Below are 17,719 nucleotides of genomic sequence, written 5' to 3'. Positions count from 1 at the left end.
GCATAGATGACTGAGCGCCAGAAGGACCGGCCGTGGCTCATGCGGACGTACGCCGGTCACTCGACCGCCGAGGCGTCCAACGAGCTGTACCGGCGCAACCTCGCCAAGGGTCAGACCGGCCTCTCGGTCGCGTTCGACCTCCCGACGCAGACCGGGTACGACCCCGACCACATCCTCGCCCGCGGCGAGGTCGGCCGGGTCGGGGTCCCCGTCTCGCACCTCGGTGACATGCGCCGGCTGTTCCAGGACATCCCCCTGGACCAGATGAACACCTCGATGACCATCAACGCCACGGCGATGTGGCTCCTGGCGCTCTACCAGGTGGTCGCCGAGGAGCAGGGCGCGGACGTCACCCGGCTCCAGGGCACCACCCAGAACGACATCGTGAAGGAGTACCTGTCGCGCGGGACGCACGTCTTCCCGCCCGGCCCCTCCCTCCGCCTCACGACGGACATGATCACCTACACGGTGAACAACATCCCGAAGTGGAACCCGATCAACATCTGCAGTTACCACCTGCAGGAGGCGGGAGCCACCCCGGTCCAGGAGATCTCGTACGCGATGTCCACCGCGATCGCGGTGCTCGACGCGGTCCGGGACTCCGGGCAGGTCCCGGCGGACCGCTTCGGCGAGGTGGTCGCCCGCATCTCGTTCTTCGTGAACGCGGGCGTCCGCTTCATCGAGGAGATGTGCAAGATGCGCGCCTTCGGCCGCATCTGGGACAAGGTCACCCGCGAGCGGTACGGCATCGAGAACGAGAAGCAGCGCCGGTTCCGCTACGGCGTGCAGGTCAACTCGCTCGGTCTCACCGAGGCCCAGCCGGAGAACAACGTCCAGCGGATCGTCCTGGAGATGCTGGCCGTCACCCTCTCCAAGGACGCCCGCGCGCGTGCCGTGCAGCTGCCCGCCTGGAACGAGGCCCTCGGCCTGCCCCGGCCCTGGGACCAGCAGTGGTCGCTCCGCATCCAGCAGGTCCTCGCCCACGAGTCCGACCTCCTGGAGTACGAGGACATCTTCGAGGGCTCGCACGTGATCGAGGCCAAGGTCGACTCGCTCACCGAGGAGTGCCTGGCCGAGATCGAGCGGATCCAGGAGATGGGCGGCGCGATGGCCGCCGTCGAGTCCGGCTACCTCAAGTCGCAGCTGGTCTCCTCGCACGCCGAGCGGCGGGCGCGGATCGAGGCCGGCGACGAGAAGATCATCGGCGTCAACATCTTCCAGTCGACCGAGGAGAACCCCCTCACCGCCGACCTGGACACCGCCATCATGACGGTGGACCCGGCGAACGAGGCGCGGGTCGTCGCGGCCCTCCACGAGTGGCGCGACAACCGCGACGAGACCCGCGCCCAGGAATCCCTGGCGCAGCTGAAGGCGACGGCGGCCGGCGACGGCAACCTCTTCGCCGCCACCCTGGAGTGCGCGCGTGCGGGCGTCACGACCGGGGAGTGGTCCTGGGCGCTGCGGGACGTCTTCGGCGAGTTCCGTGCCCCGACGGGCGTGTCCTCCGCCCCGGTCGCGGTGACGGCCGAGGCGGGCACACCCCTGGCCCTCGTACGGGAGAAGGTGGCGCGGACCGCCGAGGAGCTCGGCTGCGGGCGACTGCGGCTGCTCGTCGGCAAGCCGGGCCTGGACGGACACTCCAACGGGGCCGAACAGATCGCCGTACGCGCGCGTGACGCCGGGTTCGAGGTGGTCTACCAGGGCATCCGGCTGACCCCCGAGCAGATCGTGAACGCGGCCCTCGCCGAAGATGTGCACTGTGTCGGTCTGTCGATCCTCTCCGGCTCGCACGCCGAACTGGTCCCGGACGTCCTGGAGCGCCTCCGCGAGGCGGGCGCCACCGATGTCCCGGTCATCGTCGGCGGGATCATCCCGAACGCCGACGCCGCAGAACTGAAGCGGGCGGGTGTGGCCGCCGTCTTCACACCGAAGGACTTCGGTATCACGGAGATCATCGGCCGTATCGTCGACGAGATCCGCACAGCCAACAAGCTCAGCCCCCTCGAAAGTACGGAGGTCCCCGCATGACCAGCAGCCTCTCCCCGGTGAACCGGCTCCGCCCCCGCCGCTCCTGCCTGGCGGTCCCCGGCTCCAACCCGCGCTTCCTGGAGAAGGCCCAGGGCCTCGCCGCCGACCAGGTCTTCCTGGACCTGGAGGACGCGTGCGCCCCGCTGGCCAAGCCCGAGGCCCGGCACACCATCGTGAAGTTCCTCAACGAGGGCGACTGGACCGGCAAGACCCGGGTCGTACGGGTCAACGACTGGACGACCCACTGGACGTACCGTGACGTCGTCACGGTCGTCGAGGGCGCCGGCCAGAACCTCGACTGCATCATGCTGCCGAAGGTCCAGGACGCCCAGCAGGTCGTCGCGCTCGACCTGCTGCTGACGCAGATCGAGAAGACGATGGGCTTCGAGGTCGGCAAGATCGGCATCGAGGCACAGATCGAGAACGCCCAGGGCCTGAACAACGTCAACGCGATCGCGCAGGCCTCCCAGCGCGTCGAGACGATCATCTTCGGCCCGGCCGACTTCATGGCGTCCATCAACATGAAGTCGCTGGTCGTGGGCGAGCAGCCGCCCGGCTACCCGGCGGACGCGTACCACCACATCCTGATGAGCATCCTGATGGCCGCCCGCGCCAACAGCCTCCAGGCGATCGACGGCCCCTACCTCCAGATCCGGAACCAGGAGGGCTACAAGGCGGTCGCCCGGCGCGCCGCGGCCCTCGGTTTCGACGGCAAGTGGGTGCTGCACCCGGACCAGGTCGCCGCCGCGAACGAGATCTTCTCGCCCTCGCAGGAGGACTACGACCACGCAGAGCTGATCCTCGACGCGTACGACTACTACACGTCCGAGGCCGGCGGGAAGAAGGGCTCCGCGATGCTCGGCGACGAGATGATCGACGAGGCCTCCCGCAAGATGGCCCTGGTCATCTCCGGCAAGGGCCGCGCCGCCGGCATGCAGCGCACCAGCAAGTTCGAGATCCCGGAGGCCTGAGAAGCATGCAGTTCGGCCGCACCTACGAAGAGTTCGAGATCGGCGCCGTCTACAAGCACTGGCCCGGGAAGACGGTCACCGAGTACGACGACCACCTCTTCTGCCTGCTGACGATGAACCACCATCCGCTGCACATGGACGTGAACTTCGCGGAGAACACGACCGACTTCAAGCGGAACGTGGTCGTCGGCAACTACATCTACTCGCTGCTGCTCGGCATGTCCGTCCCGGACGTCTCCGGGAAGGCCATCGCCAACCTGGAGATCGAGTCGCTGCGGCACGTGGCGCCGACCTTCCACGGCGACACCCTCTACGGCGAGACCACGGTCCTCGACAAGACCCCGTCGAAGTCGAAGACCGACCGCGGCATCGTCTACGTCGAGACCAAGGGCTACAAGCAGGACGGCACCCTCGTCTGCGTCTTCCGCCGCAAGGTGATGGTCCCGACCGCCGAGTACATCGAAGCGCGCGGCGGCGAGCAGCCCGGCCGCCCGGAGCTGAAGGAACAGGGGAAGTAGCCATGGCGCGCCTCGCCCAGACCCCCGGTCTGACCGACGTCCAGCAGGAGATCCTCGCCACTGTCCGGGACTTCGTCGACAAGGAGATCATCCCGGTCGCGACGGAGCTGGAGCACCGCGACGAGTACCCGCAGCAGATCGTCGACGGGCTCAAGGAGCTCGGTGTCTTCGGTCTGATGATTCCCGAGGAGTACGGGGGTCTGGGTGAGTCGCTGCTCACCTACGCGCTGTGCGTGGAGGAGATCGCCCGCGGCTGGATGTCGGTCTCCGGCATCATCAACACCCACTTCATCGTGGCGTACATGCTGAAGCAGCACGGCACCCAGGAGCAGAAGGACCACTTCCTTCCGCGGATGGCGGCCGGCGAGACGCGTGGCGCGTTCTCGATGTCGGAGCCCGCCCTCGGCTCGGACGTGTCGGCCATCACGTCCAAGGCGGTCAAGGACGGTGACGAGTACGTCCTCAGCGGTCAGAAGATGTGGCTGACGAACGGCGGAACGTCCACACTGGTCGCCGTTCTCGTCCGAAGTGACGAAGGACACCCGGAGGGCACCGCCCCCCACAAGTCGATGACGACCTTCCTCGTGGAGAAGGAGCCGGGCTTCGGAGAGGTCCGCCCCGGCCTCACCATCCCCGGGAAGATCGACAAGATGGGTTACAAGGGCGTCGACACCACCGAGCTCATCATGGACGGACTACGCATTCCGGCCAATCGGGTACTCGGCGGGACCACCGGCCGAGGGTTTTACCAAATGATGGACGGTGTCGAGGTCGGCCGCGTGAATGTGGCGGCGCGTGGCTGCGGCGTCGCTCAGCGTGCCTTCGAGCTGGGTGTCTCGTACGCCCAGCAGCGTCACACCTTCGGAAAGCCGATCGCCCAGCACCAGGCGATCCAGTTCAAGCTGGCCGAAATGGCTACCAAGGTCGAGGCCGCCCATGCCATGATGGTGAACGCAGCACGCAAAAAGGACTCCGGGGAACGAAACGACCTTGAAGCAGGGATGGCGAAGTACCTCGCCTCCGAGTACTGCAAGGAGGTCGTGGAAGACGCCTTCCGCATCCACGGCGGGTACGGGTTCTCGAAGGAGTACGAGATCGAGCGCCTCTACCGCGAGGCGCCGATGCTGCTCATCGGTGAAGGTACCGCCGAGATCCAGAAAATGATCATTGGTCGCCGACTCCTCGAGGAGTACCGAATCCAGGGGTGAATGTCGGCTTTGAGTCGATTCGGCCGCGAAGAAGATCACACCCTGTGTTCGTCTTCCGGCCGTCGACTCGGTTCCTGGCTTACCCAGTTGCGCCCCGCAACCGCTAGCATCGCGGGAAAGCCGCCGTCCCCCTTGCCAGTGCGGCATCATCCGCTACGAAGGTCATCCATGCCCCACAGCCAAACCTCTGCACACCGCGACAGCCTCTCGGGCGTACGCCTCGCGCGCGGAGCATCGCCGTGGCTTCTGCCGACCGTCGCCACCGCGGCGCTCAGCCTCGTGCGCGCGCGCACGTCGAGGCGGGCCGCGGCCATCGCCGTGCCGACAACCGCTCTCGCGGCCGGCATGCTGTGGTTCTTCCGCGACCCCGAGCGTGAGATCGCTCAGGGCCGGGTCATCTCCCCCGCCGACGGTGTGGTGCAGAGCATCATGCCGTGGAAGGACGGACGGACCCGGGTCGCCATCTTCATGAGCCCGCTGAACGTCCACGTCAACCGGGCGCCGCTGGCCGGCACCGTGACGTCCGTGGAGCACGTTCCCGGTGGGTTCGTCCCGGCGTTCAACAAGGAGAGCGAGAACAACGAGCGCGTTGTCTGGCACTTCGACACCGAGCTCGGCGACATCGAGATGGTGCAGATCGCGGGTGCCGTCGCCCGGCGCATCGTGCCGTACATCCCGCAGGGGACGAAGGTCGAGCAGGGTGACCGCATCGGTCTGATCCGCTTCGGCTCGCGCGTCGACATCTACCTCCCCGAGGGTGTCGAGGTCGCCGTCGAGGTCGGGCAGGCCACCACGGCGGGGGTGACTCGCATTGACCGTGATTGATCCCGACACACACGCCGGCGACTGGGGCGCGGGCACCGACGCGGAGGCCGAGGACGCCGAGGAGATGCCGCTGTCGATGAGGCTGTCCATAGCGGACGCCCTCACGCTCGGTAACGCCACCTGTGGATTCATGGCGGTGTACTTCACCACCACGGGCATCCTCATCCCGCACCTCACCGGCAGCACCGAGTCCGGCATGGCGCGCAACAGCGCCGCCACCGCGGTGATCCTGATGCTGTGCGCGGCGATCTTCGACCTCTTCGACGGCATCGTGGCCCGCAAGCTGCGCTCGTCCCCGATGGGCGCCGAGCTCGACAACCTGTCGGACCTGATCAGCTTCGGTCTCGCCCCGGCCTACTTCGTACTCGTGTACGGCATGGTCGCGGACGACGCGCAGCAGAAGGTCTCGGCGGTGGCCGCGATCGTGGTGCTGCTCGCGGTGGTGCTGCGGCTGGCGAGATTCTCCTGCGTGACCATGAAGGACGGCATGTTCCAGGGCATGCCGAGCCCCTTCGGCGCGCTGACGGTGGTCTCGATCGTGCTCCTGGAGCTGCCGTTCATCCCGACGCTGCTCGCGATCATCGGTGTGGCCTGGCTGATGGTGAGCCGGGTCGAGTACCCCAAGCCGCGGGGTGTCCTCGCGGTGGCGATGCTCAGCTGGATCGTCGGCGCGATGGGCATGCTGGCGGCCTGGGCGTTCGACGCGCCGGGCGGGGCGTTCCTGCTCCAGACCGGCTGCGCGCTGCAGGTCGTGATGGGCGCCGTGATCCCCCTCTTCGCGACGGCCCGTCGGGTGAACACCTTCCGCGGCAACCGGCGTGAGAGCCGGGAGGCTCGGGCGGCGCAGCTGCCGTGACGACGACGTGGGGAAGGGCCCCGGAGGCGATGCCGCCTCCGGGGCCCTTCCTCGTACCCGGGGTCATCCGAGCCGCTTGTAGAAGAGCGTCGTGGCGCGCGGGACGCCGGTCGGGTCGGCCGCGAAGTCGGGGATCGTGCCGGCGGCCGTCCAGCCCGCTCCCCGGTAGAGGCGCTCGGCCGGACTGCCGGTCCGGGTGTCCAGGACGAGCAGGGTGAGGCCCGTGGCGGCGGCGTGGGCCTCGGCCGTGGCGAGCAGCCGGTACCCGAGGCCGCGGCCCCGGGCGGCGCGGTGCACGAGGAGCCGGGCGATCTCGCCGCGGTGCCGACCGTTGGCGGCGCCCGCGCGGACGAGGGTGACGGCACCGGTCAGCTGCCCGTCGGGGCCGTGAGCGGCCCAGACGTCCCGTACGCCCTCCTCCGCCCCGTCGGCCGCCCCGGCCCACCAGGCGGCCGCCTCGGCGGTCTCCAGGGGTGCCAGGAAGCCGACGGAGGCCCCGCCGACCACGGCGTCGACGAGCAGCGCGGCGAGACCGCCGGAGGCGTGGGCCCGTACCGCGTCGGGGGTGAGGCGCTCGACGACGTCGAGCGGCTTCTCCAGGCAGACCAGGTCCGGGCGCTCGTCCCAGGAGGCGACGGGCTCGAAGCCGAGGCGCCGGTAGAGCGCCAGCGGCTCCTCCCGCCAGTTCCAGACGGTGAGGCGTACGGCAGCGGCCCGCGAGGCCGCCGCCCGGCGCAGGGCCTCGGTCAGCAGGGCCCGCGCGATCCCCTTGCGGCGGGCCGCGGGCGCGACCCAGAGCCGCTTGATCTCGGGTGCCTGACCGTCGTCCGGGGCCTTGAGGACGACGCAGCCGGCCGGGAGGTCCTCGCCGGGCGGGGTGGCGAGCAGGACCGTGTCGGCGGCGAAGGCGGCGGCGGGGTCCTCCACCTCCGCCCGGTATGCCGCCGGGAGCCCGGCGACCGTCGTCACCGGCGTCCCCTTCTCGGCCTCGTTGAGCAGGTGGTAGGCGGCCAGCAGGTCAGGGAGGCGCGGGTGGGAGTGGTTCTCCTCGATCGTCACGTGCATGGGCCGAGCTTCACATCGCGTTGTTTCCCGCGTGTGAAACCCGGCCCACGGGTCGAGCGGGTCGGTCAGGGGGTGTAGGCCTTCGCCGCGTCCGAGACGAAGGGCGGACGGACCGTGCGCATGCCCCCGGGGACGGTCTTGTCGGGCTGGATGATGACGGACTCGCGGGCCGACGGGGCCTTCGGGTCGCCGAGGTTGTGGCTCAGTCCGAAGCCGGCGTCGTGGGACGTCATCGTGAGGAGCGCCTTGCCGACGCCGTCGCGGGTGAGGTCCTTGCTCGCGCAGGCCTTCTTCAGAGCCTCGCCGAAGACGCTCGCCGCGGTCCAGCCGGCCACGATGCCGTTGTCGAGGGCGTCGCCGGGGTAGGCGGCCTTGTAGTCGGTGACCAGCTTCTTCGCGGTCGGGGTGTCCGCGCCGATGGGAAGGCTCGGAGAGGCGAACCAGTACATCTTCTCCAGGGCGGGTCCCGCCTGGGTGCCGAGGAGCTGCGGGGCGAAGGCCGAGTTGTTGCCGACGACCGGAACCCGCAGGCCGGTGGCGGCGGCGACGCCGACGAGGGAGGCGGCCTGGCGCGGGCCGGCGCTGATGACGATGGCCTTGACCCCGGCCTGCTTCAACGCGGCGACCTGCGCCGACATGTCGTTGTCGGTGGGCTTGATCTTCTGCTCGACGACGGTGAGGCCCGCCTTCCCGGCCGCGTACTTCGAGCCCTTGAGGGCGTTCTCGCCGTAGTCGCCCTCGAAGTAGACGTGTCCGAGCTTGTCGCCCGACTTGAGTCCCTTCTCCTTCGTCAGGAAGTCGACGGCGTTGATGGTCTCGACGTCGTACGTCGAGCCCAGGACGCGGATGTACGGGGAGCCGAGCAGCGAGGCCGACCAGGCCTGCGGGAGGACGAGGCCCTTGTCCTGACCGTCGACCCGGGTCTTGACGGCGGCGACGAACGGGGAGCCGATGAACTGGGGGTAGCCGACGACCTTCGGCTCCAGCTCGGTGTAGGCGGCGAGCGCCTTCTGCGGGTCGTAGCCGTGGTCGCGGACCGTGAGCTCCAGCTGCCGGCCGCAGATCCCGCCGGCGGCGTTGGTCTGCTTGACGTACAGCTGCTGGGCCTGGGTGACGCTCTTGCCGAGAGTGGCGTACACGCCGGTCATGTCGGTGAGCGCGCCGAGCGAGATCGTCTTGTCGGTGACGCCCTCGCCGGTCTTCACCCCACCCGCGTCGGTCTGCTTGGCGTCGTCGGTCTTGGCCTTCGAGCTGCAGCCGGCGGCGGTGAGGGCGACCAGTGCGGCGAGCGCGGCGGCCAGGCCCCGCACGGCCTGTCGTCGGTGGGTCATCGTGCCTCCCCTGAGGGTTCGGTGGAAGAGGTGTCGGGTGGAGTGGGGTGTGTGGGGTTCATGGGGTTGCTGGGCTTCTTGGCCCTGCCGGGCCTCCGGGCCGCGAGCCGGGCCAGGCCTCCGGGCAGGAACAGCACCACCGCGACGACGGCGGCGCCGTACAGGTAGCGGGAGGCCTCCCCCGGCGCGATGCCGCCCGTCCCGGGGGCGGAGACCAGCGGGAGGGCGTCGCTGTACCGGTTGAGGAGCTGCGGCAGCAGGGAGACGAAGACGCCTCCGGCCACCGCGCCGGCGACCGAGCCGAGACCGCCGATGACGATCATGGCCAGGTACTCGAGCGAGAGCGCCATGCCGAAGTACTCCGGCACCGTGCGCTGGAAGACCAGGGCGAGCAGGACGCCCGCCAGGCCCGCGTACATGGAGGACAGGACGAAGACGGAGGACCGGTAGCGGGCCACCGGGATGCCCATCACACCGGCCGCGATCCGGTGGTCCCGGATGGCGTTCATCGCGCGTCCCGGGCGGCCCCGCAGCACACCGCGGGCGAAGACCACGCCGGCGAGGAGCAGGACGAGACCGAGGTACCAGAGCTTCTCCACCGCGCCGAACGGCACCTGGGCGACGAGGAGTTCGCTGTCGTCGAAGGTCAGCCCGAAGAGGGAGAGCGGCGGGACCGCGCGACCGTTGTAACCGCCGGTGAGGTCATGCGCGTTGAACAGGACGTGCTGTCCGATGAAGATCAGCGCGAGGGTGGCGATGCCGAGGTACGCGCCCCGCAGCCGGCCCGCGATGGGGCTGAACACCCCGCCCGCCACGCCCGAGAGGGCGACCGCGAGGACGGCGGCGAGCCAGCCGGGCAGTCCGAGCCCGGCGAGTCCGTCGGTGCCGTCCCCGGCGAAGGCGCAGTATCCGTAGGCGCCGACGGCGAGGAAGAAGGCGTGCCCCATGGAGAGCTGTCCGGTGGCGCCCGTCAGCAGGTTGATGCCGATCGCGCCGAGGGCGGCGGCCATCGCGAACAGGCCCGCCTGGAGCCAGAAGCGGTCCAGGTAGAACGGGAGGACGGCGAGGACGAGGCCGGCGGCGGCCCACCCGTACACCGCGGGGGTACGGACCCGGAGGCCGCTCCGGGCGAGGGTCTCAGACACGGGCCAGCTCCTTCGTACCGAAGAGTCCGGCCGGGCGGATCAGGAGCACCGCGACCATGACGAGATAGGGGGCCAGGTCGCCGATCCCCCGGCCGAGGAACGCCAGGTCGCTCTGGTAGCCGGTGGCGAGGGACTCGGTGACGCCGACGAGGAGACCGCCGACGAGAGCGCCCGTGGTGGAGTCGAGGCCGCCGAGGATGGCGGCGGGGAAGGCCTTCAACGCGGCGAACGACGTGGCCCGCTCCAGGCCCGGCGTCGGGAAGACGGTGAGGAAGAGCGCGGCGACGGCGGCCAGACCTCCGGCGACGGCCCAGGCGCCGAGCGACACCCGGCCGAGCCGGATGCCCATGAGGGCGGCGGTCTCCTGGTTCTCGGCGGCGGCCCGCATCGCGACGCCCCACGAGGTGTACCGGAAGGCGAGCAGGAACGCGGTGATGAGGAGGGCCGCGGCGAGCAGGGCGGCGATCCGGGTCTCCGCGATCGTGACCGGACCGACGGTGACGACGGCGTCGCCCCAGGGGTCGCCGAGGGACAGGATGTCGGTGCCGATCCTGCGGGTCAGCTCGGTGGCGAGCAGGATGTCGACGCCGATGGTGACGATCGCGAGGACGCTGTGGTCACCGCCCCGGTGCCGGCGCATGACGAGGAACTCGACGGCCGCTCCGACCACCGCCGCGCCCGCGATGCCCGCGAGCAGGGCGGGCCAGAAGCCGATCTCCTCGTGCAGCACGGCGGTGACGTAGCCGCCGGCCAGCAGGAGGGACGCGTGGGCGAAGTTGACGACCTCGGTGGCGCGGAAGATGACCACGAAGCCGAGGGCGATGAGGGCGTAGATCGAGCCCAGTGAGATGCCGTTGATCAGGAACTCGGCGAAGGTGCTCACGCGGCGGACTCCTCTCCGAGGTAGGCGCGGACGACCGCCGGGTCGTTCTGGACGGCGGCGGGTGCCCCGTCCGCGATGCGGCGGCCGAAGTCGAGGACGGTGACGGAGTCGGCGAGCCGCATCACCAGACCCATGTCGTGCTCGACGAGGAGGACCGAGATGCCGAGGCTGTCGCGGACGCCCGCGATGACCGAGGCGGTACGGACCCGCTCGTCGGCGGTCATGCCGGCGACGGGCTCGTCGAGCAGGAGCAGTTTCGGCTCCATGCAGAGGGCGCGGGCGAGTTCGGCGAGCTTCTGCTGCCCGTACGGGAGGGAGCCGGCGGGCTGGGCGAGCTGCTTCTCCAGCCCGACGAAGGCGGCGATCTCCCGGACCCTGGCCCGGTGCCGCGCCTCCTCTCGGGCGGCGGAGGGAAGCCGGAGCCCGGCGGCGACGAAGCCGGTGCGGGTCAGGCGGTGGCGGCCGAGCATCAGGCTGTCCTCGACGGTGGCGCGGGGCGGCAGGGCCAGGTTCTGGAAGATGCGGCCGACGCCGAGGTCCGCGATGCGGTGCGGGGGCAGCTCGGTCAGCTCGTGCGCGCCGAGGCGGACGGAGCCCTCGGTGGCCCGGTAGACGCCCGAGAGCACGTTGAAACAGGTGGACTTTCCGGCGCCGTTCGGCCCGATGAGGGCGTGCACGGTGCCGGGCCTGACGGTGAACCCGACGCCGTCGAGGGCGGTCAACCCGGCGAAGCGGACGGTGAGGCCCTCGACGACGAGGGCGGGGACGCCCGGAGCGGCCTCGGGAGGCGCTGGTGCGTCGGTCATCTGGTTTCCTCCCAGCGGGACAGGACCGGGTGCGTGGCGCGGGCGCGGGCCGCGTCGGCCGCCGCGTCCTCGTCGACCACGCCCAGATAGCGGCGGCGTACCTCGTCGGAGGCGGCGAGTTCGGCGGCGGGACCGGACAGGGTGACCTCACCGACCTCCAGGACGTACGCGCGGGACGCGAGCCGCAGCGCGAGCGCCGCGTTCTGCTCGACGAGGAGCACCGCCGTGCCCTGGGCGTTGATCTCGCGGATCGCGTCCGCGATCCGGGCGGCCATCAGCGGGGCGAGGCCGAGGGACGGCTCGTCCAGGAGGAGCAGGTCGGGCGTGGCCATCAGGGCGCGGCCGACGGCCAGCATCTGCTGCTCGCCGCCGGAGAGCAGCCCGGCCTGCTGGCGGGCGCGCTCGGCGAGGACGGGGAACAGCTCGTGGACCCGGTGCAGGGCGGCGGACTTCGCCGCCCGGTCGCCGCGCCCGCCGAGTGCGCCGGCCTTCAGGTTGTCCTCGACGGTCATCCGGGCGAAGACCTGGCGGCCCTCGGGCACCTGGGAGACGCCGGCCGCGACGACCCGGTCGGGCGGCAGCCCGTCGAGCGGCCTGCCGTCGCGGCTCACCGTGCCGGAGACCACGGCGCCGCCGTGGAACCGCAGGGTGCGCGAGACCGCCCGCAACAGCGTGGACTTGCCGGCTCCGTTCCCTCCCAGGACGGTGACGACCTCGCCCGCCGGCACGGTCAGCGACACCCGCCGCAACGCACGTACCGGTCCGTATCCCGCCGTCAGGTCCGTCACCTCGAGAGCGGGTGCGGTACCTCCCATGGTTCCTCTTTCCCCGGCCGCCTTTGTTACTCGGCCGTTCAGTGGCGCTCACCCCAACACCGCGCCCGACCGCGCGTCCACGTTCCGCGGCCGAAACGCTGCCGGTGACCAGCGGGGACGGCGGGCCACTGTGCATGCGCACAACAGTGCGCGTCAGGGGTGTGCGGAGGGGCCCGGGCGGTGGATCCTCCCGGCATGGGACGGCGCAGACGGCGGACCGGCGACGACTGGAAGGTGCTCGCTCAGGCGTGCACGGCGCTTCTGGAGCGGGTGCCGGAGCTGGTGGACGAGCATCTGAGGGAACTTCACGCCTACGAGCCCGCCTACGGGCGGATCATTCCGTACGACCAGCACTGGCAGGAGGCCCAGGAGGCGATGCGGATCGGGATCGAGATGATCTCGGCGCCGCGGAACTCGCCCCGGCGGGACCTGGAGCACGCGGAGGAGATGGGCCGCCGGCGGGCCGCGCAGGGCATGCCGCTGGAACTGGTCGTGCACGCCTACCGGCACGCCGGGCACCTGGTGTGGGACGCGCTGATCGAGGGCGCGGGAACGGACACGGCGCAGCTGGCGGCGCTCATGCAGTCGGCGACGACGGTGTGGTCGGCGGTGGACGCGCAGGCGGACACGGCGTCGGAGGCGTACCGGTCGAGGGAGCTGGAGCTGCGGCGCCGGACGGACGAGCAGCTCCAGGCGCTCCTGGACGCGCTGCTCCAGGGCCAGCGGTCGCCCGAGCTGGTGGCGCGCGCGGCGGCGGGGCTCGACCTGCCGGAGCAGGGGCGGTACGCGGTGGTGGTGCTGCGCTACGACCGGCGGGAGGAGCGGGAGCCGTTCCACCGGCAGGTGCAGGGCGAGGGCGTGCGGTTCCTGTGGCGGATGGGCGCGGACTGCGAGCTCGGTGTGGTGGCGCTGGCCGGGGACACCGGTCTGGACGCGCTGTCGGAGCTCCTCGACGGGCGGTGCCCGGGGCCGGGCGGGATCAGTCCGGTGGTGGTGGGCCTCACCGAGCTGGGCCGGGCGCGGCGGCTCGCGGAGCTGGCGCTGCGGACCTGCCCGCCGGGCAGCCGGCAGATCGTGCGGCTCGACCGGCGGATGGCGGGTGCGCTGGTGGTGGGCCAGCCGGAGATGGCGAGCCTGCTGGTCACGGACGTCCTGGGCGGGCTGCTCGAGTTGGACCCGGCGGACCGGGCGGTGCTCCTGGAGACGCTGGACGCGTGGCTGGACTGCGAGGGGTCGGCGGGACGGGCGGCGGGACGCCTGTACTGCCACCGGAACACGGTCTTCAACCGCCTGCGGCGGCTGGAGCAACTGACGTCACGGTCACTGTCGCGGCCGCGGGACCTGACGGAGATGACGCTGGCACTGGACGCGTTCCGCTTGACGGCGCCGGGGTGAAGGGGGCCTGTTGCGCCCCTGGTATGGGCAGTCGTCCCGCTGGGGCGGGACGGGTGGGCACACGGGACGGCGCCCTGGCGGGCGCGTCCGCTCCTGTGCCTGGACCCGCACCACCAAGCGCGGCACACACGCGGTGCTGGTCCAGGCGCAGGAGCCCGGGCCCGGCGAGGGGCCCTGTTCCGTTGTGCCCACCCTTCCCCGGACTCCGTCCGGGGGGGGACCCTCACCCCCAGCGGGACGATCGCCCATCACGGGGGCGGGGGTTCCGCATCCGGGGGGCGGCGGCAGGCACGCCCGGTGTGTGCCTAAGTCAGGAAGTCGCGGGCGATCGACGCCGCCACGTCTTCCAGGAGCGGCCCCGCGTTCGCCATGGACTCGGCCGGGTCCGGTTCCAGCGCCGTGAGCGGGTACGCGCGGCGGATGCCCGCCTTGCCCAGGGCCTCGGGGGGCAGGGCCAGGCGGCCGCAGACCGCGACGACCTCCTTGCCGGCGGCGCGGGCCGCCGCGGCGACGCCCGCAGGGGCCTTGCCGTGGAGGGTCTGCTCGTCGAGGGAGCCCTCGCCGGTGATGACGAGGGTGGCGCGCTCCAGGGCGGGGGCGAAGCCGAGGACCTCCAGCATCAGCTCGATGCCGGGGCGGAAGCTCGCGCCGAGGATGAGCGCGCCGTAGCCGATGCCGCCCGCGCCGCCCGCGCCGGGGGCGAGGGCCGCTTCGGCGGCCTTGGGGCCGACGGCCTTCTCCAGGACGGTGGCGAAGTGGGCGAGGGCCGCGTCCAGGGTGCGGACGTCGTCCGGGGTGGCGCCCTTCTGCGGTCCGTAGACGGCGGGGGCGCCCTTGGGCCCGGTGAGCGGGTTGTCGACGTCACTCGCGAGGATCAGGTCGACCGAGGCGAAGCGGGCGTCGAGCCCGGTGAGGTCGGCCGTGGCCAGGTCGGCGAGGGCCGCGCCGCCGGGACCGACGGGCGCGCCGGACGCGTCGAGGAAGCGGGCACCGAGCGCGGCCAGCATGCCGGCTCCGCCGTCGGTGGTGGCGCTGCCGCCGACGCCGAAGACGAGGGTGGTCGCGCCGGCGTCGAGGGCGGCGCGGAGCAGCTCGCCGGAACCGTAGGTGGTCGCGGTGAGGGGGGCGAACACGCCGGACGGGAGGAGCTGGAGGCCGGAGGCCTCGGCCATCTCGACGACCGCGGTGGTGCCGCGCAGGGCGAAGGCCGCGGTGACCGGCTCGCCGAGCGGCCCCGTCACCTGGACCTCGCGGCGCTCGAATCCGGCCGCGACGGCTGCCGCGACGGTGCCGTCGCCGCCGTCCGCGACGGGCAGCGTCTCCACCGCGAGCTCCGGGACGACCCGTCGCAGTCCTGCCGTGACCCGCTCCGCGACCTGTACGGCCGTGAGCGAACCCTTGAACTTGTCAGCCGCCACGAGTACGCGAGCGACCTGAGTTGCTGCCCCGTCCGTCACCTTGCATCCCTTGCTTTCGAACGTGCAGTCGCGCCGAGGCCGACCCTATCCGGACCGCCCGACGGGAGGCCACCCCCGGATAGAGGGATATGTCGCACGATGACGGGCCCTCGAGCCCGGAATCGATCGATCAAACGCAGCTCGATCACACCCGGTGCTCAGCCCTGCGGGGGCTCCGGCGGCACCATCTCGCCGGTGCGCCCGGCCTCGTCCCGGCTGACGGCTCGCGCCTCGGTGCGGTGTCCGCGGGCGATGTAGTCGCGCACCACCGCCTCGACGGCGTCCTGGGGGTTGCCGATACCGGCCAGGACCATGACTTCCACGACGAGTTCCGCGTCGAGCGCGATGTTCACCTTGGCCATGGCGGGAACCTAACACCTCCATCAGAAGAGCGTCCCCGGTTCCGCGGTGCCCGATTCGAAGGCGAGCAGCCGCTGTTTGCGGTCGAGTCCGCCGCCGTAGCCGGTGAGGCCGCCGCCGGTGCCGATCACCCGGTGGCAGGGGACGATGATGCTGACGGGGTTCTTGCCGTTGGCGAGGCCCACGGCGCGGGAGGCGCCGGTGTTGCCCAGCTCCTCGGCGAGTGCCCCGTACGTCCGGGTCTCCCCGTACGGGATGAGGAGCAGCCGCTGCCAGACCCGCACCTGGAACGGCGTGCCGATCAGGTTCAACGGCAGGTCGAACCGGGTGAGTTCACCGGCGAAGTAGGCGTCGAGCTGGCGGACGGCCTCGCCGAACGGGCGGGGGTCGGGCTCGCCGAAGGTCTCCTCGGCCGGGCGGTGGCGCTGGCCGGTCATATGGACGCGGCTGAGGACGCCGTCGACGGCGACGAGGGTCAGCGGTTCGTACGGGCTGTCCACGACGGTGTGCCGGACGGTGGGGGCCATGGCGGTTCAGTGTCCTTCGCTGGGCAGGTCGTTGATCGGGTGGTCGTCGGTCGCCCACAGGTACTGGACGGCGTAGGCGCGCCACGGGCGCCAGTGGGCGGCGCGGCCGGTGAGCGCGGCCGGGGTGCCCGGCAGGCCGAGTCCTGCGGCGGCTCGGCGGACGCCGAGGTCCCCGGGGAGGAAGGCGTCGGGGTCGCCGAGTGCGCGCATGGCGATGATCTCGGTGGTCCATGGGCCGAATCCGGGCAGGGCGAGCAGCCGGGCGCGGGTCTCCTCGCGGTCGTCTGCGGGTCCCAGGGTGAGCGAGCCGTCCGCGAGGGCGCGGGTCAGGGTGAGGAGGGTGGTGCGGCGGCTGCGGGGTAGGGCGAGGGTCTCGGGGTCGAGCGCGGCGAGGGCCTCGGGGCCGGGGAAGAGGTGGGTGAGGCCGCCCTCGGGGTCGTCGACGGGTGTGCCGTACGCGGTTGCGAGGCGGGCGGCGTGGGTGCGGGCGGCGGCGGTGGAAACCTGCTGGCCGAGGACGGCACGTACGGCGAACTCGGCGGGGTCGACGGTGCCGGGCACCCGGCGGCCGGGCGCCGCGTCGACGAGCGGCGCGAGCAGCGGGTCGGCCCGCAGCCGGTCGTCGACGGCGACGGGGTCGGCGTCGAGGTCGAGGAGGCGCCGGCAGCGGCTGATGGCGTGGGTGAGGTCGCGGGGGTCGGTGAGGGAGAGGCGGCAGGCGATGTGGTCGGCGCGCGGGGCGAGGGCGACGATGCCGTGTCCGTACGGGAGGGTCAGCGTCCGCCGGTAGGCGCCGTCGCGCCACTCCTCCACCCCGGGCACGGCGGTCGCGGCGAGGTGGCCGAAGAGGTTGGAGGGTTCCAGGGGCGCGCGGAACGGGAGCCGGAGGCTGATCACCCCGGGGGTGGGGGTCCGGTCGGGGGCCGGACGGGCGGCGCGCGCGCGGAGTTCGCCGGGAGTGAGGGCGAAGACCTCGCGGACGGTGTCGTTGAAGGTGCGGATGGAGGAGAAGCCGGCCGCGAAGGCGATCTCGCCGAGGGGCATCGGGGTGGTCTCGATGAGGACCCGGGCGGTCTGGGCGCGCTGCGCGCGGGCGAGGGCGAGGGGGCCCGCGCCCAGTTCTGCGAGGAGCTGGCGCTCGATCTGGCGGGTGGACCAACCGAGCCGGCGGGCGAGGCCGGGAACGCCCTCCCGGTCGACGACACCGTCCTGGATGAGCCGCACGGCGCGGGCGACGGCGTCGGCGCGGACGTTCCACTCGGGCGAGCCGGGGCTGGTGTCGGGACGGCACCGCTTGCACGCCCGGAAGCCGGCGCGCTGGCAGGAGGCGGCGCTGGCGTGGAACTCCATGTTCTGGGGTTTGGGCGGGACGACCGGGCAGCTGGGGCGGCAGTAGATCCGGGTGGTGCGGACGGCGGTGAAGAACACGCCGTCGAAGCGGGCGTCCTTCGACTGGACGGCCCGTACGCAGCGCTCGGTGTCGGTGTGCATGGTTCCAGGATCGGGCACGGGCGGGCCCCGGGCTGGCG

General features: G+C 71.7%; 17 protein-coding genes. 7 read left to right on the top strand and 10 right to left on the bottom strand.

The genetic code is table 11. The annotated features are described in order from the left end of the window. The first annotated feature begins 6 nt into the window (after positions 1-6). From ACFWV2_RS03820 to pssA, 6 genes are all read left to right on the top strand, one after another. On the top strand, positions 7-2,028 hold the full coding sequence (locus ACFWV2_RS03820) for a protein meaA (RefSeq protein WP_384401167.1): 2,022 nt from the start codon (positions 7-9) through the stop codon (positions 2,026-2,028). After that, positions 2,025-2,999 carry an HpcH/HpaI aldolase/citrate lyase family protein gene (locus tag ACFWV2_RS03815; RefSeq protein ID WP_384401164.1) on the top strand — a complete coding sequence of 325 codons (975 nt, stop codon included), beginning with the start codon at positions 2,025-2,027 and terminating at the stop codon, positions 2,997-2,999. Before ACFWV2_RS03820 ends, ACFWV2_RS03815 begins: the two co-directional genes overlap by 4 nt. 5 nt (positions 3,000-3,004) lie before the next feature. Continuing rightward, positions 3,005-3,517 carry a MaoC family dehydratase gene (locus ACFWV2_RS03810; RefSeq protein WP_360786822.1) on the top strand — a complete coding sequence of 171 codons (513 nt, stop codon included), beginning with the start codon at positions 3,005-3,007 and terminating at the stop codon, positions 3,515-3,517. Between the two features lie 2 nt (positions 3,518-3,519). Next, a complete protein-coding gene (locus ACFWV2_RS03805) occupies positions 3,520-4,725 on the top strand; it encodes an acyl-CoA dehydrogenase family protein (protein WP_384401160.1) in 1,206 nt (401 codons plus the stop codon). A 168-nt stretch (positions 4,726-4,893) separates the two neighbouring features. Further along, a complete protein-coding gene (locus tag ACFWV2_RS03800) occupies positions 4,894-5,550 on the top strand; it encodes a phosphatidylserine decarboxylase (RefSeq protein ID WP_384401157.1) in 657 nt (218 codons plus the stop codon). After that, positions 5,543-6,406, top strand: coding sequence for a CDP-diacylglycerol--serine O-phosphatidyltransferase (pssA, locus tag ACFWV2_RS03795; RefSeq protein WP_384401486.1), 864 nt, complete (start codon positions 5,543-5,545; stop codon positions 6,404-6,406). The genes ACFWV2_RS03800 and pssA overlap by 8 nt, the downstream gene beginning before the upstream one ends. A gap of 63 nt (positions 6,407-6,469) precedes the next feature. Here the strand turns inward: pssA and ACFWV2_RS03790 are convergent, their stop codons facing one another. The 6 genes from ACFWV2_RS03790 to ACFWV2_RS03765 all read right to left on the bottom strand — a co-directional run bounded on the left by ACFWV2_RS03790 (position 6,470) and on the right by ACFWV2_RS03765 (position 12,451). Next, positions 6,470-7,471, bottom strand: a complete 1,002-nt coding sequence (locus tag ACFWV2_RS03790; RefSeq protein WP_384401154.1) for a GNAT family N-acetyltransferase — start codon at positions 7,469-7,471, stop codon at positions 6,470-6,472. Between the two features lie 65 nt (positions 7,472-7,536). Further along, on the bottom strand, positions 7,537-8,802 hold the full coding sequence (locus ACFWV2_RS03785; protein WP_384401151.1) for an ABC transporter substrate-binding protein: 1,266 nt from the start codon (positions 8,800-8,802) through the stop codon (positions 7,537-7,539). Next, the gene (locus ACFWV2_RS03780) at positions 8,799-9,947 is read right to left on the bottom strand and encodes a branched-chain amino acid ABC transporter permease (protein ID WP_384401148.1); all 1,149 of its coding nucleotides are present in this window, start codon (positions 9,945-9,947) and stop codon (positions 8,799-8,801) included. Before ACFWV2_RS03780 ends, ACFWV2_RS03785 begins: the two co-directional genes overlap by 4 nt. Further along, complete coding sequence (locus ACFWV2_RS03775; RefSeq protein ID WP_384401145.1) at positions 9,940-10,830, bottom strand: branched-chain amino acid ABC transporter permease; 891 nt, start codon at positions 10,828-10,830, stop codon at positions 9,940-9,942. Before ACFWV2_RS03775 ends, ACFWV2_RS03780 begins: the two co-directional genes overlap by 8 nt. Further along, a complete protein-coding gene (locus ACFWV2_RS03770) occupies positions 10,827-11,636 on the bottom strand; it encodes an ABC transporter ATP-binding protein (RefSeq protein WP_360786812.1) in 810 nt (269 codons plus the stop codon). The genes ACFWV2_RS03775 and ACFWV2_RS03770 overlap by 4 nt, the downstream gene beginning before the upstream one ends. After that, the gene (locus tag ACFWV2_RS03765; protein ID WP_384401140.1) at positions 11,633-12,451 is read right to left on the bottom strand and encodes an ABC transporter ATP-binding protein; all 819 of its coding nucleotides are present in this window, start codon (positions 12,449-12,451) and stop codon (positions 11,633-11,635) included. Before ACFWV2_RS03765 ends, ACFWV2_RS03770 begins: the two co-directional genes overlap by 4 nt. A gap of 195 nt (positions 12,452-12,646) precedes the next feature. Here ACFWV2_RS03765 and ACFWV2_RS03760 point away from each other — a divergent pair, with 195 nt between their 5' ends. Beyond that, positions 12,647-13,846, top strand: a complete 1,200-nt coding sequence (locus ACFWV2_RS03760) for a PucR family transcriptional regulator (protein ID WP_384401137.1) — start codon at positions 12,647-12,649, stop codon at positions 13,844-13,846. Between the two features lie 305 nt (positions 13,847-14,151). Here the strand turns inward: ACFWV2_RS03760 and ACFWV2_RS03755 are convergent, their stop codons facing one another. The 4 genes from ACFWV2_RS03755 to ACFWV2_RS03740 all read right to left on the bottom strand — a co-directional run bounded on the left by ACFWV2_RS03755 (position 14,152) and on the right by ACFWV2_RS03740 (position 17,681). Continuing rightward, on the bottom strand, positions 14,152-15,303 hold the full coding sequence (locus ACFWV2_RS03755; RefSeq protein ID WP_384401134.1) for a glycerate kinase: 1,152 nt from the start codon (positions 15,301-15,303) through the stop codon (positions 14,152-14,154). Positions 15,304-15,461: 158 nt separating this feature from the next. Further along, positions 15,462-15,665: a type II toxin-antitoxin system VapB family antitoxin gene (locus ACFWV2_RS03750; RefSeq protein ID WP_360786800.1), complete on the bottom strand. Its 204-nt coding sequence runs from the start codon at positions 15,663-15,665 to the stop codon at positions 15,462-15,464. A 21-nt stretch (positions 15,666-15,686) separates the two neighbouring features. After that, entirely contained in the window at positions 15,687-16,190 is a 504-nt protein-coding gene (locus ACFWV2_RS03745) for a methylated-DNA--[protein]-cysteine S-methyltransferase (protein ID WP_384401129.1), read from the bottom strand. A 6-nt stretch (positions 16,191-16,196) separates the two neighbouring features. Further along, the gene (locus ACFWV2_RS03740) at positions 16,197-17,681 is read right to left on the bottom strand and encodes an AlkA N-terminal domain-containing protein (RefSeq protein ID WP_384401126.1); all 1,485 of its coding nucleotides are present in this window, start codon (positions 17,679-17,681) and stop codon (positions 16,197-16,199) included. Between the last annotated feature and the right edge of the window lie 38 nt (positions 17,682-17,719).

The sequence above is a fragment of the Streptomyces sp. NPDC058671 genome, from assembly GCF_042716475.1.
Classification (GTDB): Bacteria; Actinomycetota; Actinomycetes; order Streptomycetales; family Streptomycetaceae; genus Streptomyces.
Note: the sequence above shows the minus strand (reverse complement) of the source record. Positions and strands in the feature narration are given on the sequence as shown.